At 44.3% G+C, this 23,459-nt stretch carries 24 protein-coding genes; all 24 read left to right on the top strand.

The window, feature by feature from the left end:
• The 24 genes from AMICO_RS05110 (at window position 1) to nusA (ending at window position 23,451) form a co-directional block, all read left to right on the top strand.
• Window positions 1-1,242, top strand: coding sequence for a bifunctional 3,4-dihydroxy-2-butanone-4-phosphate synthase/GTP cyclohydrolase II (locus AMICO_RS05110; RefSeq protein ID WP_013048386.1), 1,242 nt, complete (start codon window positions 1-3; stop codon window positions 1,240-1,242).
• A gap of 21 nt (window positions 1,243-1,263) precedes the next feature.
• Window positions 1,264-1,749 carry a 6,7-dimethyl-8-ribityllumazine synthase gene (gene ribH / locus AMICO_RS05105; protein ID WP_013048385.1) on the top strand — a complete coding sequence of 162 codons (486 nt, stop codon included), beginning with the start codon at window positions 1,264-1,266 and terminating at the stop codon, window positions 1,747-1,749.
• Entirely contained in the window at window positions 1,749-3,020 is a 1,272-nt protein-coding gene (gene serS, locus AMICO_RS05100; protein ID WP_013048384.1) for a serine--tRNA ligase, read from the top strand. Before ribH ends, serS begins: the two co-directional genes overlap by 1 nt.
• 148 nt (window positions 3,021-3,168) lie before the next feature.
• Window positions 3,169-4,350 (top strand): M20 metallopeptidase family protein, encoded by a 1,182-nt coding sequence (locus AMICO_RS05095; protein WP_013048383.1) that lies wholly within the window; start codon window positions 3,169-3,171, stop codon window positions 4,348-4,350.
• Between the two features lie 342 nt (window positions 4,351-4,692).
• Window positions 4,693-6,273: a WecB/TagA/CpsF family glycosyltransferase gene (locus AMICO_RS05090; RefSeq protein WP_013048382.1), complete on the top strand. Its 1,581-nt coding sequence runs from the start codon at window positions 4,693-4,695 to the stop codon at window positions 6,271-6,273.
• A 7-nt stretch (window positions 6,274-6,280) separates the two neighbouring features.
• Window positions 6,281-6,739: a CBS domain-containing protein gene (locus AMICO_RS05085; RefSeq protein WP_013048381.1), complete on the top strand. Its 459-nt coding sequence runs from the start codon at window positions 6,281-6,283 to the stop codon at window positions 6,737-6,739.
• Window positions 6,732-7,079, top strand: coding sequence for a hypothetical protein (locus AMICO_RS05080; protein WP_013048380.1), 348 nt, complete (start codon window positions 6,732-6,734; stop codon window positions 7,077-7,079). Before AMICO_RS05085 ends, AMICO_RS05080 begins: the two co-directional genes overlap by 8 nt.
• A gap of 52 nt (window positions 7,080-7,131) precedes the next feature.
• A complete protein-coding gene (locus AMICO_RS05075; protein WP_013048379.1) occupies window positions 7,132-9,039 on the top strand; it encodes a V-type ATP synthase subunit I in 1,908 nt (635 codons plus the stop codon).
• Complete coding sequence (locus AMICO_RS05070; RefSeq protein WP_013048378.1) at window positions 9,024-9,242, top strand: ATP synthase subunit C-like protein; 219 nt, start codon at window positions 9,024-9,026, stop codon at window positions 9,240-9,242. The genes AMICO_RS05075 and AMICO_RS05070 overlap by 16 nt, the downstream gene beginning before the upstream one ends.
• Window positions 9,243-9,254: 12 nt before the next feature.
• Entirely contained in the window at window positions 9,255-9,893 is a 639-nt protein-coding gene (locus AMICO_RS05065; RefSeq protein WP_013048377.1) for a V-type ATP synthase subunit E, read from the top strand.
• Window positions 9,826-10,902: a V-type ATPase subunit gene (locus AMICO_RS05060; RefSeq protein ID WP_169302802.1), complete on the top strand. Its 1,077-nt coding sequence runs from the start codon at window positions 9,826-9,828 to the stop codon at window positions 10,900-10,902. Before AMICO_RS05065 ends, AMICO_RS05060 begins: the two co-directional genes overlap by 68 nt.
• Before the next feature lie 20 nt (window positions 10,903-10,922).
• Window positions 10,923-11,189 carry a V-type ATP synthase subunit F gene (locus AMICO_RS05055; RefSeq protein WP_013048375.1) on the top strand — a complete coding sequence of 89 codons (267 nt, stop codon included), beginning with the start codon at window positions 10,923-10,925 and terminating at the stop codon, window positions 11,187-11,189.
• 11 nt (window positions 11,190-11,200) lie between these two features.
• Window positions 11,201-12,967 carry a V-type ATP synthase subunit A gene (locus AMICO_RS05050; protein WP_013048374.1) on the top strand — a complete coding sequence of 589 codons (1,767 nt, stop codon included), beginning with the start codon at window positions 11,201-11,203 and terminating at the stop codon, window positions 12,965-12,967.
• Complete coding sequence (locus tag AMICO_RS05045) at window positions 12,964-14,343, top strand: V-type ATP synthase subunit B (protein ID WP_013048373.1); 1,380 nt, start codon at window positions 12,964-12,966, stop codon at window positions 14,341-14,343. The genes AMICO_RS05050 and AMICO_RS05045 overlap by 4 nt, the downstream gene beginning before the upstream one ends.
• On the top strand, window positions 14,336-14,989 hold the full coding sequence (locus AMICO_RS05040) for a V-type ATP synthase subunit D (protein ID WP_041459346.1): 654 nt from the start codon (window positions 14,336-14,338) through the stop codon (window positions 14,987-14,989). The genes AMICO_RS05045 and AMICO_RS05040 overlap by 8 nt, the downstream gene beginning before the upstream one ends.
• Before the next feature lie 6 nt (window positions 14,990-14,995).
• A complete protein-coding gene (locus AMICO_RS05035; RefSeq protein ID WP_013048371.1) occupies window positions 14,996-15,460 on the top strand; it encodes a 23S rRNA (pseudouridine(1915)-N(3))-methyltransferase RlmH in 465 nt (154 codons plus the stop codon).
• A 26-nt stretch (window positions 15,461-15,486) separates the two neighbouring features.
• A complete protein-coding gene (locus tag AMICO_RS05030; protein WP_013048370.1) occupies window positions 15,487-15,795 on the top strand; it encodes a YbaB/EbfC family nucleoid-associated protein in 309 nt (102 codons plus the stop codon).
• Window position 15,796: 1 nt separating this feature from the next.
• The gene (gene recR, locus AMICO_RS05025) at window positions 15,797-16,411 is read left to right on the top strand and encodes a recombination mediator RecR (protein ID WP_013048369.1); all 615 of its coding nucleotides are present in this window, start codon (window positions 15,797-15,799) and stop codon (window positions 16,409-16,411) included.
• Window positions 16,412-16,417: 6 nt separating this feature from the next.
• Complete coding sequence (locus AMICO_RS05020; RefSeq protein WP_013048368.1) at window positions 16,418-17,593, top strand: PIN/TRAM domain-containing protein; 1,176 nt, start codon at window positions 16,418-16,420, stop codon at window positions 17,591-17,593.
• Complete coding sequence (gene ispF, locus AMICO_RS05015; protein ID WP_013048367.1) at window positions 17,590-18,777, top strand: 2-C-methyl-D-erythritol 2,4-cyclodiphosphate synthase; 1,188 nt, start codon at window positions 17,590-17,592, stop codon at window positions 18,775-18,777. The genes AMICO_RS05020 and ispF overlap by 4 nt, the downstream gene beginning before the upstream one ends.
• Window positions 18,774-20,183: a glutamate--tRNA ligase gene (gene gltX / locus AMICO_RS05010; RefSeq protein ID WP_013048366.1), complete on the top strand. Its 1,410-nt coding sequence runs from the start codon at window positions 18,774-18,776 to the stop codon at window positions 20,181-20,183. The genes ispF and gltX overlap by 4 nt, the downstream gene beginning before the upstream one ends.
• A gap of 24 nt (window positions 20,184-20,207) precedes the next feature.
• Complete coding sequence (gene guaB, locus AMICO_RS05005; protein ID WP_013048365.1) at window positions 20,208-21,683, top strand: IMP dehydrogenase; 1,476 nt, start codon at window positions 20,208-20,210, stop codon at window positions 21,681-21,683.
• Between the two features lie 184 nt (window positions 21,684-21,867).
• Complete coding sequence (locus tag AMICO_RS05000; protein ID WP_013048364.1) at window positions 21,868-22,347, top strand: ribosome maturation factor RimP; 480 nt, start codon at window positions 21,868-21,870, stop codon at window positions 22,345-22,347.
• Between the two features lie 15 nt (window positions 22,348-22,362).
• Window positions 22,363-23,451 (top strand): transcription termination factor NusA, encoded by a 1,089-nt coding sequence (nusA, locus tag AMICO_RS04995; protein ID WP_013048363.1) that lies wholly within the window; start codon window positions 22,363-22,365, stop codon window positions 23,449-23,451.
• The last annotated feature ends 8 nt before the right edge of the window (window positions 23,452-23,459 follow it).

Here is a 23,459-nt window from a genome sequence, read left to right as displayed (position 1 = left end):
ATGAGCGAGCGAAGGGAGCAATTTTTTAGTTCAATAGATGAAGCTATTGAGGATATAAAGAATGGTAAGATGGTTATTGTAGTTGATGACGATAACCGAGAAAATGAGGGCGATTTGGTGGTTGCAGCGGAAATGGCCACCACAGAGATTATCAACTTCATGGTAAGAGAGGCCAGAGGGCTTGTGTGCGTACCTATCACTGCTGAAAGGGCCCAATGCTTGGATCTTGAATTAATGGCAAAAGACAATACAGACCGTCACGGAACGGCTTTTCTTGTCAGTGTCGATGCCAGGGAAGGAACCACCACAGGTATTTCTGCGGCAGAACGAGCGATTACAGCCCGGCTTCTTGCTGATCCAAACACAAAATCGGAGGACTTCTTGCGGCCTGGACATATGTTCCCACTGGCAGCGCGCAAGGGTGGAGTTCTAAAACGAGCTGGACATACAGAGGCTGCAGTAGATCTTACACGGCTTGCTGGTCTGTATCCCGCGGGGGTTATCTGTGAAATCATGAACCAAGATGGCAGTATGGCCCGTCTGCCTCAGCTTTTGAAGTTTGCTGAAGCTCATGACATCCGCATTATCTCTATTGAAGAGTTGATTCGATATAGAAGTTGTAGGGAACAACTTGTGGAAAAAGTAGCCGAAGTTAAACTCCCCACAGCCTATGGTGACTTTATTGCCCATGCCTACCATGATGTTTTGGATGAAGATCAGGACCGTGTCCACATTGCCCTTGTAAAGGGCGAGGTGCGAGAGGCAGAAGATGTTCTTGTTCGGGTACACTCCGAATGTTTAACAGGAGATGTTTTTGGATCTTTGCGGTGCGATTGTGGGCCACAGCTTCATTCAGCCATGACAAGAATCGAAGAAGAGGGCCGCGGCGTGGTTCTCTATATGCGTCAAGAAGGGCGAGGCATAGGGATCGTTAATAAATTAAAAGCCTACCAACTTCAGGAAAAAGGCCTCGATACCGTGGAAGCCAATGAGGCCCTTGGGTATGAAGCAGATTTGAGAGATTACGGGGTTGGAGCACAGATCTTGAGAGATCTTGGATTAAGTTCCATTCGCCTGATGACCAACAACCCCCGAAAAGTAGTGGGGCTGGAGGGATATGGCCTTAAAATTACAGAACGAGTATCACTTGTAATAGAACCCAACGAATTCAATCAGCGTTATTTGAACACAAAAGAAGAGAAGCTGGGACACTTGCTTCATCTAAAAGATATTCTCCGATAGAAAAAGGGGGGGAACGTACGAATGAAGATATCAGAGGGAAAACTTATTGGAACTGGTTTAAAGGTCTGTATAATAGCTTCACGCTTTAATGAGCTCATTACGTCAAAGTTGATCGAAGGGGCAAAAGACATTTTATTGCGTCATGAAGTTTCACATCAAAACATCGAAATTATTTGGGTTCCCGGTGCTTGGGAACTTCCCCTGGTCGCTCAGGAGGCGGCCCTTTCAGGCCGGTTTGATGGCATTATTGCTCTTGGAGCTGTTATTAGAGGTGATACACCCCATTTTGAATATGTATCCTCCGAAATGGCAAAAGGTCTCGCAACAGTAGGACTCTCACATAGAACACCTATCTCCTTTGGTGTTTTGACATGTGACACCCTTGAGCAGGCTCTTCTACGTGCTGGTAGCAAAGCTGGAAATAAAGGAGCTGAGTCAGCTCTGGCTTTCATAGAAACAGCTAATCTCTTAAAGGTACTCAGAACGGGAAAGGAGCAGGAAGATTAATGCTTGAAATCAAATGGATACGTAACAACATTGAAGAAGTGAAAGCATTTCTGGTAAACAGAAATAACGATTTCGATGTGGACAGGATAGTGATTCTTGATGAGGAAAAGAGATCCCTGCTCACTGAAACTGAAAATCTAAAAGCCCAGAGAAACGAAGGTTCCCGTAAAGTTGCAGAGGCGAAGGCTTCCGGTCAGGATGCCGATGTCCTTATGGAAGAAATGAAAAATCTTGGGCAGATGGTAAAGGAAAAAGACAGCAAGATTGCGGAAATAGACCAGGAGCTGCAGTCCTTGCTGCTCCAGATGCCTAATCGCCCTCATGACTCCGTTCCTGTGGGTAAAGATGAAAATGACAACATGGAAGTTCGAAAATGGGGCACCCCAAAAGAATTTGTCTTTGAGCCTCAGGCTCACTGGGACATCGGGGAAAAGCTTGGAATTCTTGACTTTGAAAAGGGTGTTTCTCTTGCGGAAAGCCGTTTTACTGTCCTTAAAGGTGCTGGCGCCCGTCTTGAAAGAGCCCTGATTAATTTTATGCTCGACCTTCACACAGAACACCATGGATATAAAGAGATACAGCCCCCCTTTATGGTTTCATCACAGACTATGCAGGGCACTGGCCAGCTTCCCAAATTTGCGGAAGACTTATACAAATGTGAGGGAGAAGACCTCTGGCTTATCCCGACTGCAGAAGTTCCTTTAACCAATCTTCATAGTGGGGAAATTCTCCCTGAAGAAGTTTTGCCTCTATATTACACAGCCTACACACCTTGCTTTAGAAAAGAAGCAGGAAGCTACGGCAGGGATGTAAGAGGAATGATGCGTCAGCATCAGTTCGACAAAGTAGAACTTGTCAAAATAAGCAAACCGGAGAATAGTTATGATGAGCTTGAAAAACTTACAGCTAATGCAGAGGAAGTTCTGCAGAAACTGGGGCTCCCCTACAGGGTTATTACGCTTTGCACAGGAGATATGGGCTTTGGCGCAAGCAAAACCTATGACCTTGAAGTTTGGCTTCCCTTCCAGGATAAATACCGTGAAATCAGCTCTTGCAGTAATTGTGAGGATTTCCAGGCGAGGAGAATGGGAACCCGCTATAAGCCTGCCGATGGAGGAAGGCCGCGTTATGTACACACCCTTAACGGATCTGGTATTGCTGTAGGCAGAACCTTGATCGCAGTTCTCGAGAACTACCAGAGAGAAGATGGTTCTGTGGAAATTCCGGAGGCACTCGTTCCCTATATGGGCGGAATGAAAGAAATACGGTGAAGCGTGGAAGAGGTAACCCATAGGAGAAACTACCTTGTGGGTAGTCTCAAACAAATAAAGTAACAAATAAAGAGCATTGGCGTTGACGGTCAATGCTCTTTCACACCTTTACTTGTGGGCATAGATAATAAGACTAGGGGGCTATGGGATGAAACTACTGGATCATAAAATAGCCGCAATTAAAGATGAGCTGGTAACTATCAGGAAAGATTTGCACAGTTATCCGGAGCTTGGTTTCCAGGAGTTTCGTACCGCCGCAAAAGTGGCGAATTACATGGAAAAGCTAGGTTTTGAAGTGAAAACTGGCATAGGAGAAACTGGTGTTATAGGTCTTCTACGAGGTAAAAACGATGGTTTCACCATTGGGTTGAGAGCTTGTCTGGATGCGCTGGCCATTGAAGAACAATCCGGTGTAGAATATTCTTCTAAAAACAGAGGAATCATGCATGCCTGCGGACATGATGGTAATATGGCGATTGTATTGGGAGCTGCCAAAATATTGTCTCAGTACAAGGATAAACTAAATGGAAATGTGAAGTTCATTTTTCAGCCGGCAGAAGAAGATACAGGCGGCGCGGCCGAAATCATTAAGGCGGGCGGACTGAAATCCCCCGATGTGGATGCCATTGTTACTCTTCATAACTGGCCGGGACTCAAGCAAGGTGTTATGGCGGTTAAATCGGGCCCCGTAATGGCTTCCAGTGATATCTTTCAACTAAAAATAATTGGAACACCCGGACATGGCGCATGGCCCCATTTGGCAGTTGATCCGATTGTTGTTGCTTCTGATGTAATTTCTCAGCTTCAACACATCATTAGTCGAGAGATTGATCCTCTTGAAACAGCGGCAATTACCATTGGGAAGATTAGCGGCGGAACGGCTGTAAACATCATTCCAGAAGCCGTAACCTTAGACGGGACCGTTCGTGCCTTTGATCCTAAAGTGCGTGATTTTATTCAAATCCGCATAGAAGAGATAGTTAAGGGTATTACTCAAGCAGCTCGCGCAGCATTTGAAATAACCTATGACCGCATAATGCCGCCAGTCAACAACGATGCTTGTCTGACAGCCCAGGTTTACGAAATTCTAAAGAAAGCACTTGAGCCAGACATGGTAACCGATAACTTTACTCCAGTAATGGGGTGTGAGGAGTTTGCTTTGTTTCAGGAACAGATACCGGGCCTTTTTCTCTATATAGGAAATGATATGGAAGGATACGATATGATACCGATACATGCTCCCAACTATGTTTTCAATGATGAGATACTTGTTATAGGTGTAAAGGCACTGTGTGAAATTGTATTTGGCTTTAACAAGATCAGCGAGTGACTTTGCACTGTTTTTCTTGTAGTCATCTTCAGAATCAGCTTACATTGATGAATATGCTTCCTCAATGTGTTAATCTAATAGATAACCTTTTATTTTTTTAAGGAAATAGTGCAAAAGCACTGTAAAATTGATAAAATATCTCAATGAGCTTCTTTATAATTACTCTTGAGGAAAGGTGGGCTTGTCATAGTCAACGTAAAATCTCTACTATTCGAGATTGATCTCTATGTCTTCATGTTCATACTCGTCTTCGCATGCTTTCTCTTTCAAAGACTATGCAGGCGTTCCCTGGAGAATAGCCAATATAACTATTTGAGAGACATACTGCTCATTGGAGCTTGGATGGTTAGCGGCATATGGTCAGGGGATCCTGAGATCACACTCATTACAGGAACAGCAGTTATCGCGGCTGTAGTGGGGATGTATCAGCATGTCTACCCTCAGAAAAAGATACGCTGGATCTATTTTTTACTAGGCGTTCTTTTCGCTGTATCGGGTCCTAAAATAACTTTTTTAGGATTACCTCAGGGAGAGTATCTTTATTTGAATGATTTTATTTCAGTAGCTCTCACAGGCGCATGGCTTGCGGTTTTCCCCATTCTTATACAGGAACTGGACAACATCCCCGGCATGGCTGGCCACCTTCTTGCCGTGACATTCTCAATTTTGCTGGCAGCTACAGTCATGTCAGGTCAATATTTGCCAGATGCTTTTTATACAAGTTTGACTGGTCTTTTGCTTCTTGGCGTGTTCTGGAGCCGTCATGGCCATATGTATCGCCGCCTGGGAGAATCCCTCTCCGCCTTTTGGGGGGTTCTTGTAGCTGGCACATCCCTTCTTGGCGTGAGTAAAGGAATAACATTTAGCACCATGATGGCGCTCCCTCTAGGGCTTTTTGCCATCCCCTTGATGGAAACGTCCCTTCATTTTGCCAGTATGGCGCTTTCAGCCAACCCTAAAGGTGCCATGGTTATCTATCGCAGCCTTATTGGGAAAGGCATAGACCACCCAAGTGCTGTAAAATTCATTACCTCTATTTGTGCATTGGTAGGTGCTGTTATCGCTATGTTTCAGCTTACTGCAGGACAACAGACAGTCTTTTTCGTAAGTGTATTGGTCTTTTTTGCGGGCTTGACAATGATCCCCGTATTCTCAAGGCTTATGTCTCTGAAAACTCCAAGTGGGGAGCGCCCTGAATTATGGGGTGTCGCTCTCGACAATGTATCCATGAACTATGCCGTGGCAAAAGTCCACTCCCTTCTTATTCAAAATACGGGGTGTTCCCTTATCACCACTGTAAATTCGTTGGCCGTGCAGACGGCAGTGAAGGATCAGGAGTATAAAGAGATAGTTTCTCACTCAGCCCTTACCCTGGCAGACGGAACAGGATTAATCTGGGCATTGCGTTTCCTTGGGAAACCCATTCAGGAACGTATTACGGGCATTGATTTTTTGCTTCAGCTTTGTCGTACAGCAAGTGCTGAAGAATGGCCAGTCTATTTGCTTGGGGGAAAACCTGATATTGCGGATCAAGCGGCGAAAAAACTTCAGGCTCTCTATCCTGGGCTAAAAGTAGCTGGAGTTCAACATGGCTATTTTTCGGCTGCTGAAGAAAAAAGGATTATAGAAGAAATTCGACAGAACGGGACACGTCTTCTTTTTGTAGGAATGGGAATTCCACGTCAGGAAAAATGGATCCATGCCCATCGTCAAGAGTTAGGTGACCTGATAGCCATTGGTGTAGGAGGGTCATTTGACGTCATTTCAGGGAACCTTTCCCGTGCTCCTCTCTTTATTCAAAAAGCAGGTCTGGAATGGTTATATCGCCTTATTCAGGAACCTTGGCGTTGGAAAAGGGACCTGGACCTCTTTGCTTTTGCTGTCAGGGTTTTGCTAACGAAACTGGGTATAGTGAGGAGGTAGCAGCACATTGAACACGTGTGCCGGGGAACTAATGCATCGTGATCTTACTGCCGTTATGGAAGAAGATCTGATACAGGATGCTGTTCACATCCTTTACAGTCATAATTTATCAGGCATACCTGTTGTAAAAGAAGATTGGGAGCTTGTGGGCTATCTTTCGGAGACTGATATATTGCAGGCAGCTATTCCCACATATTTGGAAATACTTGCTCAGAGTTCTTTTTTAAATAACGGGGAGATTCATCTTGTTGACCGTTTCAAAAATTTAGGTAAAAAGGTAGTAAGGGAATTTATGACAAAAAACCCCTATTCAGTACCCCCTTCTGCCAGCCTCATGACTGTGGCTGATCTCATGTTGAGAAAAAAAATAAAGAGGCTTCCCGTTGTTGAAGGGAACAAGCTTATAGGAATTATCAATCGAGAGGCTTTCTGCGAGTATGTGATGGAGGAACGGGATAGTGAATAACTTCGAAGTTCAATCTGTGGAGAAACAAATAGATGAATTTCGTTTAAAACTTGAAGAAGAATATGAACATGAAGAACAAAATCTTCTGGAACAAAAGAAAAGAGCATTAGCTCGTCTAGAGGAAATGGAAAAGGCTACGATTCAACAAGTTGAGGATGAGTGGAAAGACAGAGAAGTGAAAGTTGCCTTTCAAACAGAAGAATATGAGAAAGAACTTCGCTCTGTTCTCTCACAACTTATAGAGAAGGTGAACAGCTCTATAGGTTTAGGCAACTTAATAGATGAAGGGATAAATGCTGTTGCTGTAGTCGAAAGGAAAAAAGCAAACAACGGCAATTAAGAAAATAGAAGACTGAGGAGGCGGGTGGGCTGAGAGAAAGGAAGATACTCTCTTGATACGTGATATGCTCAGATTTGCCATATGGGGTGTTTCAAGCCGCAAAACCGAAATAATAGAGTCTTTACATGATTTCGGGGTTCTTCATCTTGATTTTCCAAGGTCGACGGATATGTCGACACCTCATCTTGACAAACTGCGACTATTGAGGGGAAAGCTGTTGGGGATGTTAGAATCCCTTGAGTGGAAAGAGTGGGCTAGTCTGAAAGACAGCGATATTGAACATGCCCGAAAAAGCATGCGCCTGCCTCTTGACGAAATAATTTCAGAAGTAAACGAAAGCCTTGATCAGTTTTCAGATCGTCTCATTTCCACCCTTAACGAAAGAAATTCTTTGCAAGAGCTGCATCACAAACTAAAAAGATCCCAAGATATCCTCTTTCATTTTCATTCCTTTATCAAAGAAGAAACAAGTCAAGGAGTTTTTGTTTCCTTATGGTGGGTTGAAAGAGAGAATATTCCTGAAATTCTATCTACTCTTCGCAACGAAATTGTTCAGGCAACACCAGCTAAAGACAGAGAATATCTTCGCCACCATTCCTATCGCCACAGCGGCGATGAAACCTTACTTGCAATCAGTGTATTAGGTCAGGATGCGGATGTTGTTTCTAGAGTGCTTGTTTCCTATGATGCCATACGCTGGAAAGCTCCAGCCGGATTCGAACGGGAAGTTCTTTTAGATTCTGTTGATGCAATAAAAGAAGAAATAAGCGTGATCCCTCGCCGCCTTGAAGAATTGCAGGTGAACTTAAGGGAAACAGCCCTCACTTGGGGACCAAAATTCGCAGCCCTTTATATACTTGCCGATGAGAAACTAGAAGCGCTTCTCGTTGAAAATGCGGCCCATTCCCTTGATGACGCCTTTCTTATAGAAGGGTGGATCCCTGGAGATGAACTTGAGCTCACCGTAGTTCGTCTCAAAGAGCAGTTTGGGGGAAATGTTTTTATCCAATGGCGCTATCCTTCTGCAGAGGAGTGGAACTATGTGCCCACATCCCTCTCAAATCGAGCCCTTTTTAAGCCTTTCGAGATTTTTCTAAAACTTTTACAACCTCCGCGTTATAAAACCGCTGATCCTACAGCTGTGATCGCCCTGTTTTTCCCGTTTTTCGCGGGTTGTATGGTTGGAGATATGGGGTACGGAGCGCTTATTTTGCTTTTAGGGCTTTGGCTCTACGGTAAAAAGAAAAAAAAGATACTCTCTAATGTGGGATATATTTTTATCTTCTTAGCTTTTTGGAGCATCTTTTGGGGGGCCGCTTACGGCGAGTTCTTTGGCGACCTCGCCCATCGTCTTTTTCACTTGAACCCCTTATGGCTCGAGCGCTCCCATGCAGTTATGCCCGTTATGATATTTACAGTGGTTTTGGGCGCTGCTCATATCATTTTGGGACTGTTGATAGGGTTCTATGAAGGGGTGAAAACTAAGAACAGGCATGTCTGGATGGAGAAAGCTGGAAACCTTCTTGTTATCTTCGCTCTGATCTGTGCTTTAGTAGGGCTTAAAGGCTGGCTGCCAGAGAGCTTTTTTACTATGGCAATTTCTCTATTAATTTTAGGCCTTGTTTTTCTTATTGCTGGTGGCGGCATAGGAGGACTTGTTGAGTCCTTCGGATCACTAGGGAATATTTTAAGTTACGTACGCATTGCGGCCATAGGACTATCATCCGCCATACTTGCTCTTGTCGCTTCAAAATTCGTAGATGTCTTTGGTCTTTCTATTTTAGGATTGTTTTTGGCTCTTTGTATCCATTTGCTAAATTTTGTTTTGGCCATAGGCGGGTCGAGCATACACGCAGCCCGGTTACATTACGTGGAGTTCATGGGCAAATTTTACGTAGGTGGCGGTAAAAATTACAGACCGTTTTCACGGAGGAGGGAACTTCGATGGAAAAAGGAATAATAGCACTAGCAGCTGCCTTAGCTGTTGGAATCCCTGCATTTGCCACAGCTATGGCTCAGGCGAAAATAGGCAGCGCTGGGGCAGGGACCATTGCTGAGAAACCAGAAACTGCCGGTGTCATGATTATCCTTGAAGCAATTCCAGAGACCATGGTCATCCTTGGGTTTGTTGTTGCTATTATGTTGATTTTACAATTTGCCTAGGTGGAGAGATCCTTGGGGAATTTTTTGCAGAATCAGGACCTGACTCTTTTTATTGAGGCCCTGAAAAAAGAGCACGATGAAAAAATTGATAGTTTGAGAAAAAAGACTGAGAACGACATTGCCGATGCCATATCATCAAGGCGAAGTGATGTGGAAATTCGTATTGCCCAAATGCGGAACCTTCATAAAGAAAGGGCGCAAAGGCTTTTAGAGAAGAATAAGAAGAGAGTACACAATCGCCTTCGGAAAGAATTTCTTGATGAATATAACAACATAGTGGCGGAGGTGGTGCGAAGAGTCACTACACGTCTAAGTGAGTTACGACAAGATCCTGAGCTGTATGGGGTCATAATGAAAAATTTACTGGATGAGGCTCTTGAATTTTGCCCCATCCCATGTGTTATTTTTGTTCATGCTGGAGATGAAATTTTTTTCACCCACGATCGCGGAGTGGTCATAAAAGCCGATAAAACCATGGAGCGATGGGGTGGCTGTATGGTGATGTCAGAAAAGGGTGACTTTATTGTTGATAACACCTTTAGAACAAGATGGGAAAAATTTGAGCCTGTCATTACGAGGAAAATTGCAGCACAGGCTAACCAAATTCTTCGGGAAGCAGAGTTTCTCTCACGAAAATTACGGCTATCTTAACGCCTGTCTTCGGGGGAGGACGTCGAGGCTCTTCAAGACTGAAGACTATAGCATCATTGCTCGCGGGACATTGCAGTCACTTGAACAGTTTTTGCTTGAAAGTCACTATGGTGAAAGTTTGCGTCTTAAATTGGTAACATCCCGCGGGGGGCCATTGCGCAGAATAGAGGCAGCAATTGCTCATGAGGTCAATCTTCAGCTGCGATTTGTTCAGGAAAAAGCCGAAGGAGAAGCAAAAGAACTATTAGGAGTGGTCTTGGCCCGTTCTGATTTAATGAACGGGCGCATCCTTTTGCGAGCTCTCCATACTGGGAGTAAAAACGGCGAAGAACCCCAATGGCACAATTATGGCAACCTTACCGAAGGTTTTTATAGTGATCTATGGAAAAACACTAAAACAGCAACAGACATAATTGAGGGGTGCAGGGCTTTGGGGCATCCTTATGCGCTGGCCATAGCAGCTTCTTTTGCAGAACTGGATCAATCAGGCAATCTCGTCAGAGCTGAAAGGATGCTTCTACTTTCAATGCTCGATCTTTTCTGGAAGAAAGTAGGTCAGTTTGACTCGGGCAACAGCAGGCTTCTTCAGGAATACCTGGAGCGATCTATTGATATGTGGAATTTAGGAATATGGCTTCGACAAAGATATGGACAGGTTTCTACAGTAGAGGCTACTAAAATGTATCTTCAAAACGGGCGATGGATATTCATAGAAAAACTTTCAAAAACAACGATCCTATCTGAGGTCGTTCAAGGAACACCCTGGCAGGGGATTATAAAACCGATAGAAAACAACAAACCACAAGAATTTCAACGGGCCTTATTTGTTCAGTTTATGAAATGGCAATCAGATCTTTTCAGGGCTGATCCCCTCGGTGTGGCCGTGGGTTTGGGATTTATTGCTAAATATCTTATAGAATGGCAGAACCTAAGTCTTTTAGCTGTGGGACTCTCGCTAGGGCTCTCTGAAAAAGAATTAGAATCTCGTCTTATTCCTATACATAGTTGACCATGAGGAAGTGAAAGGCAATGACTTTTCAGGAGAAAAGAGCGCTTGTTCTTGGGCGGCAGCTTTTTATTGATCTCTGGGGCCTCGAGGGATTCGAAGGGGTTCTTTGTGAAAAACCATCTGATATTCAGCATATCTTTAGAGAGCTGCTTGACGAATCCATTGCATTTGTTCTTGTAGAAGAGAGTTGGTTTAGGAATTTGCCTGATACTTACAGAAAAAGGCTGGCAAAAACGCAAAAGCCTGTCTGGATCCCTTTCCCATCCCTTGAAATAGAAACGGACTGAGGTGAAAAATAATGGGAGTAGCTTCTTCTGGAAACATAACGGGCATATCCGGCCCAGTTATAGGGGCTGTAACATATACCCCCATAAAAATGTTCGAGGTGGCCTATATTGGCCATAGCAAACTTCTAGGAGAGGTTATCAGGATCAAGGGGGACCGTGTGGATATTCAGGTCTATGAAGATACAAGCGGCTTGACAAAAGGAGAACCTGTAATATTTACAGGTGAACTGTTAGCGGTAGATCTTGGGCCGGGCATCCTTGGTAGCGTTTTTGACGGCATTGGCCGCCCTTTAGAAATTTTGGGCAAAGATAGCATCTATTTAAAGAAAGGCATACATCTCCCCGCTATAGATTCTAGAAAAAAATGGTATTTTACTCCTTCAATAAAAGAGGGAGAAATTGTTACTCCGGGAACATTTATAGGTTACGTGTTTGAAGGCTCTTTCCTTCAGCACAGGATCATGGCTCCCCCCTATATAGAGCCGGCAAAAGTTGTTTGGGTTGCTTCTGAGGAAAACTATACCATTGAGGATAGTATTTGCCGTCTTGAAAATGGAGTTGAACTTACAATGAAACAACGATGGGAAGTACGACGCCCTCGCCCAGTCTTAAGCCGCCTTTCCTTTGACGCCCCACTTCTGACAGGGCAGCGAATACTTGACACCTTATTTCCCATTGCCATAGGAGGAGCAGCAGTGCTTCCAGGAGGATTTGGCACTGGAAAGACTGTTACGCAGCAATCCCTCGCTAAATGGTGTAATGCCGAAATTATTATATATATAGGCTGTGGAGAGCGAGGCAATGAAATGACAGAGGTCCTTGAAGAGTTTCCAGAGCTTAGCGACCCTTTCCATAACGCTCCTCTTATGGAAAGGATGGTCTTAATTGCCAACACTTCTAATATGCCGGTAGCAGCTAGAGAAGCTAGTGTCTATCTGGGCATGACCCTGGCTGAATATTTCAGGGACATGGGCTATAACACTGCAATTATGGCTGACTCAACCTCACGATGGGCAGAAGCGCTTCGGGAAATTGGTGGCCGACTTGAAGAAATGCCGGGAGAAGAAGGATATCCAGCCTATCTGGGAACACGTCTTGCTCAATATTATGAACGCGCTGGCAGAGCGAAATTGTTGGGGCTTCCGGAACGAGAAGGGTCAGTGACTGTTATCAATGCAGTTTCTCCAGCGGGTGGGGATTTCTCTGAGCCTGTTACTCAGGCAAGCCTTCGCCTGTCAGGGGCCTTTTGGGCCCTTGATAAACGACTGGCCCAGCAGCGTCATTTCCCAGCTATTAACTGGCAGCAGAGTTACACTCTTTACGAAGGGAGTCTTGCTTCTGTATTTGAGAGGGAGCTTGGATCTCAATGGAAAGTTTTAAAAAGTTATCTGAAGGAAATGCTTGATCGGGAAAAAGTGCTCACTGACCTTGTTCAGCTCGTTGGGAGAGATGGCCTTTCTGAGGAAGATAAATGGCTATTAGCCCATGTGGAAACCATAAAAGTAGTCTTCTTACAACAAAATGCCTATAGTGATGCAGATGCAAGTTGCTCTATGAAGAAGCAATTTATACTTCTGAAGCTACTTTATGACCTGGATAATTTAATGCGGCAGCGTATAGAATCAGGGCTTCTATATGACCAGGTGGCCGACTACCCCTTACGAGTCGAATTGTTGCGCTTGAGGGAAAAGCCAGAAATAGAACTTGAGCAACAGGGTAATCAGTGGCTTAAGAACTTTGATGATAAGCTCGAAAGTCTGGTGGTGATTCCAGAATGAGACTTGCCCTTGAAGGCTATCGTTCGGTTTTCGGAATAGCAGGGCCCCTTATTTTTGTTTCGGGCATAAGAGAAGCAGGATATAGTGAGCTTGTGCGCATAGAGACACCTTATGGCTTGCGTTCAGGCCAGATTTTGCAAATTCAGGATGATATATGCGTCATTCAGGTCTTTGACGGGACTATGGGGCTCAATACTGGTGAAACAACAGTTTGGCTTGAGCGGGATGTAGTGAAAATGCCGGTGGGACTCTCCCTTGTAGGCCAGGTACTGAACGGAAGGGGACGATCTATTGACGGCACCCCTCTTTCTTTTATAGATAAAGATTTGCCTATAACAGGAATGCCTATCAATCCGGTGCGGCGGACGAGTCCTAATGCGTATGTAGAAACGGGGATATCCTCAATTGACATGATGAATACCCTTGTACGAGGTCAGAAACTTCCGATATTCTCTGGTTCAGGCCTTCCTGCTAATGAGATAGCAGCTCAAATAGTACAGCAGGCCGCAGTTCCAGGTCGCGAAACTGATTTTCTTGTTATTTTCGCTGCCATGGGGATTACTCGGCGAGAGGCGCGGTATTTTATTGATACTTTCGAATCGACAGGTGCCATTAATAATGGCATTTTCTTTATGAACCTGGCCAGCGATTCTGCAGTAGAAAGATTGCTTACACCTCGTATGGCCCTAACCGCAGCTGAATATTTTGCCTTTGAAAAAGGATACGATGTTCTCGTAATTATGACAGACATGCTTTACTATTGTGAGTCTCTGCGAGAAATAAGCGCGGCTCGCGAAGAAGTGCCAGGCCGACGAGGATATCCAGGATATATGTATTCGGACCTGGCTGAAATCTATGAGCGGGCAGGGTGTGTAGAAAATTGCCAGGGAAGTATTACTCAAATTCCAATTATAACCATGCCGGATGATGATATGACCCACCCTGTCGTAGACCTTTCCGGCTATATTACAGAGGGACAAATTGTTCTTGACCGGGGTATTCATGATAGAGGAGCCTATCCTCCCATTAATGTTCTTCCGAGTTTAAGCAGGCTGATGAATAAGGGGATAGGCAAAGGGAAGACCTTTGATTATCACCGGGCTCTCGCAGATCAGCTCTATGCATCTTATGCCAGGGCTCTGGAACTTTCTCGCCTTCGTTTAATAGTCGGTGATGACGGCCTCACTGAAACGGAGCATCTCTACATAAAATTTGGGGAAAATTTTGAAAGGAATTTCGTTAATCAGAGACACATTCATAGGACTATTGCAGAGTCTGTCAATGTTGCGTGGCAATGTCTATCTGAGCTTCCGGTGAGAGAACTTTACCGCTTGCCTGAGCATTATATAACAGAGAAATTGGGGCGCCATGAGTAAGGGAATGCGGCCGCCCACAAGAGAGCAGCTTCTGGATATTAGGCGGCAAATGGGCACAGTACAGTACGGCAAACAGCTTCTGGAGAAAAAAAGAGACGCGCTCCTCCGAGCAATTGAGGAGGACCGCCGCAAATTTAAAGAGCTTGACAAGCTCTTTAGAGAACAGATAAAGCATCTATCTTTTGTCTATGCACTGGTCCGCATGTATGAGGGGCAGACTGTTATGCAACTTTTAAAGCCGGATGCCGGAACTTTGAAAGTAATTTCCAAACGCCATACCCTTATGGGTTGTCGCTTTACTCAGTTTCAACCTGGAAAGGGCCGCGGCTCTCCCCTTACCGGGCTTTCTTACGACCCGGCAATGACTTCTCTTTATCTAGACGAACTGCTTAGTGAAATGAAGAAGATCGAAGAAAGAATATGGACTTATATTAACTTGAAGGCAAAATTAGCTTCTCTTGAGAAAGAACTGTCAAAAACCATGATGAAGATAAACACGTTACAATATATACTTCTTCCTGAGTTAAAACAGGAAGAGAGCAGAATACGTGACATTCTCTCAGAAAGAGAACGTCAAGAGCGTTACGCAATAAAGAAACTTTCAAAAAAGAAGAAAGGAAAGGGATATTCCCCTATTGCAAAGTGATTGGTAATGAAAATAGTTATAATAACTGTAGGGCAGCCTAGAAATCAAAATATAGCGGAATTGATCAATGAATACTCGAAACGCTGTCGACCCTTTATGCCTCTGGAGTTTGAACATGTTCCGGAAGCACGGGGGGCTTCTGCTCCTGAAAAAGCAATAGAGCAAGAATCTGATGGGCTTCTCAAGCGAATCAAGAATCGGGATTATCTTGTTCTCTTAGATGAGAAGGGAGAGCAATTTACCAGCGTGGCCTTCTCTCAATGGGTGTATAGATCTATAGGAGAAGTGAGAGGGCGGTTGGTCTTTGTTATAGGCGGTTCCCATGGGGTTGCTGAAAGGGTAAAGAAGCGCAGTCAGGTGAAAATAGCTCTTTCTATGTTGACGTTTCCCCACGAATTGTGTTTACTTTTTCTTACAGAACAATTATATCGGGCTATCGCCATTCATGAAGGAATGTCGTATCATCATTAATTATTCAAGAAGGGAAGTCGAGCACTATGAAAATGGATAAACTTATGAAACAAGCTCAAAAAATGCAAGCACAAATGATGAAAATGCAAGAGGAACTTGCTCATGAAAGAGTAGAAGGCAATGCTGGCGGAGGAATGGTCAAAGTTATCGCGAATGGGCAAGGAGACATTGTTTCTGTAAAAATAGAAAAAGAAGTTGTTGATCCTGAAGATATAGAAATGCTTGAAGACCTCGTCCTAGCCGCTGTTTCAGATGCTCTCAAGAACAGCAGAGAGCTAGCCAACTCAAAAATGGGGCAATTTTCAGGGGCTCTTGGATCATTGGGGATAATGTAACGTGGCCCTTCCAGAACCACTTTTGCAACTTGTTACTCTCTTAAAAAGACTACCGGGAGTGGGAGAAAAAAGCGCCCGGCGCATGGCATTTTTCATTATTCAGCAGCCAGGCTCTTATCCAGAAGAATTAGCGATAGCTCTTCATGGATTAAAAGAACGTTTGTGTGAATGCTCTAAATGCGGAAATATAACAGATGTTGATCCATGCTCTATTTGTACAGACCCCTTACGGGAAAGACAGACTCTTTGCGTTGTTGAGACAGCTGAGGATCTGTTGAGCATGGAGCAGGCAGGGATATATAATGGATTGTACCATGTGTTAAAAGGGAAAATATCACCACTGGATGGGGAAGATCTTCCTCCTTCAGAATACGAGCGGTTAAAAGAGCGTATTATAAATACACGAGTAAAGGAGGTTATTATAGCAACGAATCCCAGGGTAGAGGGCGACCTTACTTTTTATTCTCTTTTTTCTGAGCTCGAAGATCTTGATGTGAAGATTAGCCGCCTTGCCTATGGACTTCCTGTGGGGGGAAGTATAGAATTTGCCGACAGAATTACACTGCATGCAGCGTTTGAGTCACGTGTTGACGTAAGAAAGAATAAGAGGAGGTGAGGGTGTATGACAGACGGCTTTAACAACATGATCAAAAGATTGTGTAGAATGCTTATGATGGTTTTCTTTGGGATAGCAGGATATCAGATAGCCATGTTGGCCATGCCCTTTATTCCTGCACCTGTATCAGAAGTTTTTCGTTTATGGATGCCCGGCTGGTTGGCGAAAGAGATTTTCTTTGTGGTAGCCTGTGTAGCCATATTTGCCCTCATAGGGTGGGCAATAACGCCTTTGCTGCTTAAAGGACTTGGCTTTATTGGGGCCTTATTTGAATTTCACCTCAAAGGGTTGAGCTGGCAAGACATTTCTTCTGCAATATTAGGTCTTATTGTCGGTCTATTGATCGCCAATCTAATAGCTGTTCCATTTTTTGATTTACCTGTTGGAAGCTACATTGCTGTGGTACTGAACATTGTTCTAGGATACCTTGGCGCTAGAATTTTTTGGAAACGGCAAGAGGATATAAGAGGAGTCTTTAATTTAGGAGCCCTTAAAGAGCGCTTGACGACTAGGAAAATTCGGGGTAAAAAGGGCGTTGCCGGTGAAGAGATATTAGAAGAGGAATGGTGCCCTCCAAGAAAGATTCTCGATACTAGCGTAATCATTGACGGCCGAATTCTCGACATTGCCCGAACGGGTTTTATGGAAGGAGTCCTTGTCTTACCTCGCTTTATATTATTAGAACTGCAAGCCGTAGCGGATTCAACTGATCCAGCCCGCAGGACAAGGGGAAGAAGGGGACTTGATGTTGTAAATGAGCTACAAAAACTTTCGACCCTTGAAGTTGAAATTATGGAAGTGACGCTGAAACAATTGAAAGTTGAAACTGTGGATAGCGGGCTCGTGGCTCTTGCCCAGCAAATAGGCGGAGAAATATTAACCACTGATTATAATCTTAATAAGATAGCGCAGATCCAGGGTGTCACAGTTCTCAACGTAAACGATCTTGCCAATGCCTTGAAACCTATGCTTTTGCCAGGAGAATCCATAATAGTTGATGTCATACGGGAAGGTAAGGAACCCCATCAGGGTGTTGGCTACCTCGATGATGGAACCATGCTTGTCGTTGAGGATGGAGAGGAATATGTGGGTAAACGAGTAGAAGTAGTTGTTACTTCTATGCTTCAGACCTCAGCTGGGCGTATGGTCTTCGGACGAATTCGCCGAGAGGTTCGGGTATGAAACGGTTTTCCTTCATTATAGTGGCTGCAGGTTTGGGAGAGCGCATGGGTGGCTCTCCCAAACAATTTCGTAGGCTAGGAGGGAAACCTCTGTGGCAATGGAGTTTTTTTACGGCCTGGGAGCTATTTAAGAAAAAGGCCATCCATGAAATAGTTCTCGTTGTTCCGCTCTTTGCTGTAGAGCAGATAAGAAAGGAAGTTGCCGTATTGAGTGGCTCTTCTCAAAACTGTACTGTAACCGCAGGAGGGCTGAGCCGCACAGAATCTGTGAGAAATGGACTCAAAGGGGCGGGTTGTGAGTACGTTTTGGTTCATGACGCAGCCAGGCCGTTCTTATCAGTAAACCTTTGTCATAGAATTATAGAGGCTATGGATTCGGAATGTGGTGTCATTCCAGTATTGCCGATTACCGATGCCCTTAAGAAGGTTGAAACGATACAAAATCAGGAAGCCATTTTGTCTCTGTCAAGGGAAAATCTATATATAACCCAGACTCCTCAGGCCTTTCCACGGTGTGGTTTATTGACCGTCTTGAAAGGAGAAGATGATTCCTATAGGGACGAAGCAGAAGCATGGCTAAAATTTAAAGGGTCTCTAAAAAAAGTAGAAGGGGATTCCTTCAACATGAAAATAACATACCCGCAGGACTTTCAAATGGCTGAAATGCTCATGGGAAATAAAAAAGAATACCGCACCGGACAAGGGTTCGATATCCATCCCCTTACTCCCTCCAGGATTCTAGTTCTCGGTGGGGTTACAATAGACTCCCCCTTAGGCCTTGAAGGCCACTCTGATGGGGATGTTATAACTCATGCTGTAATGGACGCACTTTTGGGAGCTGCTGGTCTTCCCGACATAGGCATACTCTTCCCAGCGTCAGAGCCATCCTATAAGGATGCCTATTCTTTCGATCTGCTAAAAGAAGTGGCAACGCTGCTTCAACGTGACAGATGGAATATTGAGTGGGTTGATGTTACCCTGCAAGCCCAGGTTCCGCCTTTGGCTTCTTATATAGACGTTATTGTAGAAAAGTTACAGAGTGGGCTGTGCCATTGCGGCGATAAGAAGCTGATAGTTCATCTTAAAGTGAAATCCGGTGAGCTTATAGGGCCGGTAGGAAATGCACAATGTATGATTTGTACTGCAACGGCGACTCTTTCTCGCAATGGGAGGTTTAATGAATGATACGCACACGTTTTGCTCCCTCGCCAACGGGATTGCTCCACATTGGGGGAGCACGGACAGCTCTTTTTAATTGGCTGTTTGCTAAAAAAAACAGAGGGCAATTTATTCTGAGAATAGAAGATACTGATCAGGAACGATCAAGGCACGAATACGCTGAAATGCTCAATGAAGATCTTACGTGGCTTGGCCTTTGTTCTGATGAAAACCCGTGGTCCGGCGGTTCCTATGGCCCCTATACTCAAAGTCAACGCTTTGAATATTACGAGCACTATTTAAAAATACTTAAAGAAAAAGGGGCTATATATCCCTGTTTCTGTACTCCTGAACAGCTGGCGGAAGATCGTCGGCAACAGTTGGAGAAAAGCAAACCCCCTCGCTATGAAGGGCGTTGCCGCTTCCTTTCCACCGAAGAAATCGGCGAAAAAATAGCTAAGGGCGAACGTCCCTGCTGGCGGTTTGCAGTGCCGGAATCAGGATTCTTTGTATTGAGTGACCTTATCCATGGGGACATTTCTTTTGATTATGCAGAAATCGGTGATTTTGTAGTTCAGCGATCTGATAATTGGCCTACCTATCTTTTTACTGCAGCTCTGGACGACGCCCTTATGCATATTACCCATGTAATTCGCGGTGACGAGCATATTAAAAATGCTGTACTGCAAATTCTTATACAAAAAGCCCTGGGTTTACCTTCCCCTTTTTTCGGCCATGTTCCAATGATAGTGAGCATGGATAGACAAAAATTAAGTAAGCGGACGGGAGCGGACGCTATTAGGGAATTTAGGGAGAAAGGATATTTGCCAGAAGCTCTCATAGCATATCTCTCTACTTTAAGCTGGGCGCCGGATTCATCCGTCAATCTTTTGGACAAGGAAGAAATCATCATGGCGTTTTCTCTTGAAAGAATAGCCTCATCGTCGCCTGTCCACGATGAAACACATCTAGACCACTGGCAATCACAGGCTTTGAGGGCAAGAGGGCCACAATGGCTTCTTGAAGAATTTATAAAGCTAGACTCATCAATAACAGCTAAGATTCTCGCAATGAACCTCCGGTTTTTACATTTATTACTCGAAGATATTTCGGGGGCTTGCCTTACAGTCCTTGAAGTTTTAGAATCTTCCAAATGGCTTTTTGACTCTCCTGATTTGAGCGAAGTAAAAGAAAATTTATCACCAGAGTGGAAGCCTGAAATTATTGAGATACTTCGCCAGACACAAGAATGGGAACCTGCCATTCTTGACAAGACTCTCCGAAGTTGGCAAAAGGGAAAAAAGCTGAAGGGGAAGGAGTTTTTTCATCCATTGAGACTTCTTCTGTCGGGAGAAGAAAAAGGGCCGGCAATTCCTTTGGAAATGGCGGCATTAGGGAGATCAGAAACTCTTCGACGGCTTGAAAGAGCATAGAGAAATGAAAGAGGAGGTTATTTCATGTCAATAGAAAACAAATTTGTACCCTATGAAGGGTTTACCTTTGATGATGTGCTTCTTGAACCTGGTTACAGTGAGGTTCTTCCATCACTGGTTGATGTAAGTACCTACCTTACACCTGATATTCAGATGAACGCCCCTATATGTAGCGCAGCTATGGATACTGTCACAGATGGTCGTCTTGCCATAGCTATTGCGCGAGAAGGCGGTCTAGGCGTTGTTCATAGAAATATGCCCATAGAGAGACAGGCAAAAGAAGTGGATATGGTTAAACGTTCAGAGGCAGGAATTATCGTCGATCCTTTTTTTCTTCATCCGCAAGATAAGGTTAAGCAGGCAGTGGAGCTCATGGAGCACTACCACATATCAGGGGTTCCTATTGTAGACCATAGCCAGAAACTTGTTGGAATTATAACAAACAGGGATCTTCGTTTTGTTACAAACTTTGAACAGGACATCTCGGCCTTAATGACACATGAGCGTCTTATTACGGGTCCAGAAGGAACGACTCTTGAAGAAGCTAAAGACATTTTGATGCGGCATAAGATAGAAAAATTGCCTCTCGTTGATAAAAACAACAAACTTAAAGGGCTCATCACTATAAAAGACATTCAAAAAGTAAAGGACTTTCCTAGCGCGTGCAAGGATGGTCATGGACGCCTTCGTGTTGGAGCCGCAGTGGGAACAGGCGCTGATGTCTTCGAAAGAGCAGAGGCCCTTATAAAGTGTGGTGTAGACCTTATAGTTGTAGATACGGCCCACGGACATTCGTCTAAAGTGCTTCAGACTATTAGAGAAATACGCAGAAAAAATAAGGACATCCCCCTTATTGGTGGGAATATTGCTACGGCCGAAGCTGCCATAGCACTCATTGACTCAGGTGTAGATGCAGTAAAAGTAGGAGTTGGGCCTGGTTCTATCTGTACAACGCGAGTTATCGCAGGAATTGGAGTCCCGCAGCTTTCAGCTGTTTTCAATGTTGCCAAGGTCGCCCATGAGCGAGGTAGAAAAGTAATAGCAGATGGAGGCATTCGTTATTCTGGAGATATCGTAAAAGCTTTGGCTGGTGGGGCAGACAGCGTGATGATAGGTTCGCTTTTTGCCGGCACAGAAGAAAGCCCCGGAGAGGTTGTTATCTACAGGGGACGGTCTTTTAAGAGCTATCGTGGCATGGGTTCTCTGGGAGCAATGAAAGAAGGATGTAGCAAAGACAGATATTTTCAGGAAAGCGCTACTGCCGAAAAACTTGTTCCAGAAGGCATCGAAGGGCTTGCTCCTCATAAGGGTCCCTTAGGAGCGGTAGTTTACCAGCTCGTAGGCGGCTTGAGAGCCGGAATGGGATACGTAGGGGCAAAGACCATTGAAGATCTGCATAAAATAGCACGTTTTGTCAAAATAACGCCGTCGTCAGTCAAGGAAAGCCATCCTCACGATGTGGTCGTAACAAAGGAGGCCCCAAACTACTGGATTGAATAGGGGCTGTGTCTTTAGTGCGCCGTTGCCATTTGTTTTATAGTATTGTAAAAAAAACATAAAACGTGCTATACTATGCAACAGTACGTGATGTGCGTGACGTTATGTGTGTATTTTCCAAAGAGTGGGTTTCGCCCACTCTTTGTTTTTTGTTTAACGCTCAAAGGCTACAAAGGGGGAGAAGATCGTGTCTAAACCATTATTTGATAAAGAAAAACTATCTGCTTCTCTTCGCCAGATTGTCGAAAGTTTGGGATATGAATGCGTGGGAGTAGTTTTTGCTCAGGAATCAAAAAACCTTTATGTTAAAGTCTATATTGATGTGCTCGGCGGCATTACTGTAAAAGATTGTGAAACAGTATCTCGCAGTCTCAGCCGTTATCTTGATGAAAACGACTCCGCTCTTCCAGATCGTTATTTTCTTGAAGTAGGGTCTGCTGGGTTGGACAGGCCTCTTTTTTCCCTTGATGACTATGCCCGATTTGCTGGCAAAAAGGTAAAAATTCGCTGTCAAACATTGGTAGAGGGGCGGAAACGCTTTACCGGGACAATACTTTCAGTGGACAATGCAACAAAAACTGTATGCGTTCAACTGGAAGAATCAGATCAAAAAGTAGAAATTCCCTTTGCTTCTATTCAAAAAGGGAACCTTGTTTACGACCAATAGAGGAGGAGGAGTACTATGCAGCTTGGGCGTGATTTCGTCCGTGCATTGAAACAGTTAACGGCGGAACGGGGGCTGACCTCAGAGGTCATAGCGTCAAGTCTGGAGGCGGCGCTTATTTCAGCGTATAAAAAATATCAGGGTGGAGACAGAAATGTCGAAGTCCATATCGATCTTGAAAGTGGAAATGTTTCTATCTATGAAGTAAGGCTTGTGGTAGATGAAGTAGACAACCCTGATGCTCAAATCAGTCTTATAGATGTTCAAAAGCTTGGGTTTACAGATGTGGAAGTGAATGAGTATGTAAGAATAGAAAAAAACCCTGAGAACTTTGGACGTATAGCTGCGCAGACTGCCAGGCAGGTTATTATTCAAAAACTTAAGGATGCAGAACGACAAATTATTTTCGAAGAGTTTTCCGGTCGAGTAGGAGACCTTGTCAATGGAATCATTTTTAAATCCGAAAACGATCAGGTTCTTGTGCGTCTAAATGACCGAACAGAAGCGATTTTGCCGAAGGAAGAGCGTGTTATCAATGAAAAATACACTCCTGGCGAACGACTTAAGTTCTATCTCCTTGATGTGCGTCAAACGACACGGGGTCCTAGAATAGTCGTTTCCAGAACCCACCCGGGATTACTGCGTAAACTTCTTGAGCTTGAAGTGCCTGAGATTCAGGAAGGGATCATTGAAATAAAAAGCATTGTCAGGGAAGCTGGTACCAGAGCTAAGGTAGCGGTTCAAACCCTGGATATTAATGTGGATCCGGTTGGCGCCTGTGTAGGAAATAATGGAGCTCGTATCAAATCTATCAGCCAAGAGCTTTCAGGAGAAAAAATAGATGTTATCATATGGAGCAGCGATCCTTTAATTTTTGTTCGCAACTCGCTGTCGCCTGCAAAAATTGTAAAGATAGAACCGATTCTTGAGCAGGATAAGGCTGTTACTGTATATGCAAGACCGGATCAGCTCTCCCTTGCTATTGGCAAGGCTGGCCAAAATGTGCGTCTGGCAGCACGGTTAACAAGCTGGAAAATAGATATCAAGGCGCTGGAGCCAGAGCGCATGCCTACACTGCAGGATATTTTTCAGGATATTATAGAGTAAGAGGAGTT

This window comes from Aminobacterium colombiense DSM 12261 (assembly GCF_000025885.1).
Lineage (GTDB): Bacteria > Synergistota > Synergistia > Synergistales > Aminobacteriaceae > Aminobacterium > Aminobacterium colombiense.
Note: the sequence above shows the minus strand (reverse complement) of the source record. Positions and strands in the feature narration are given on the sequence as shown.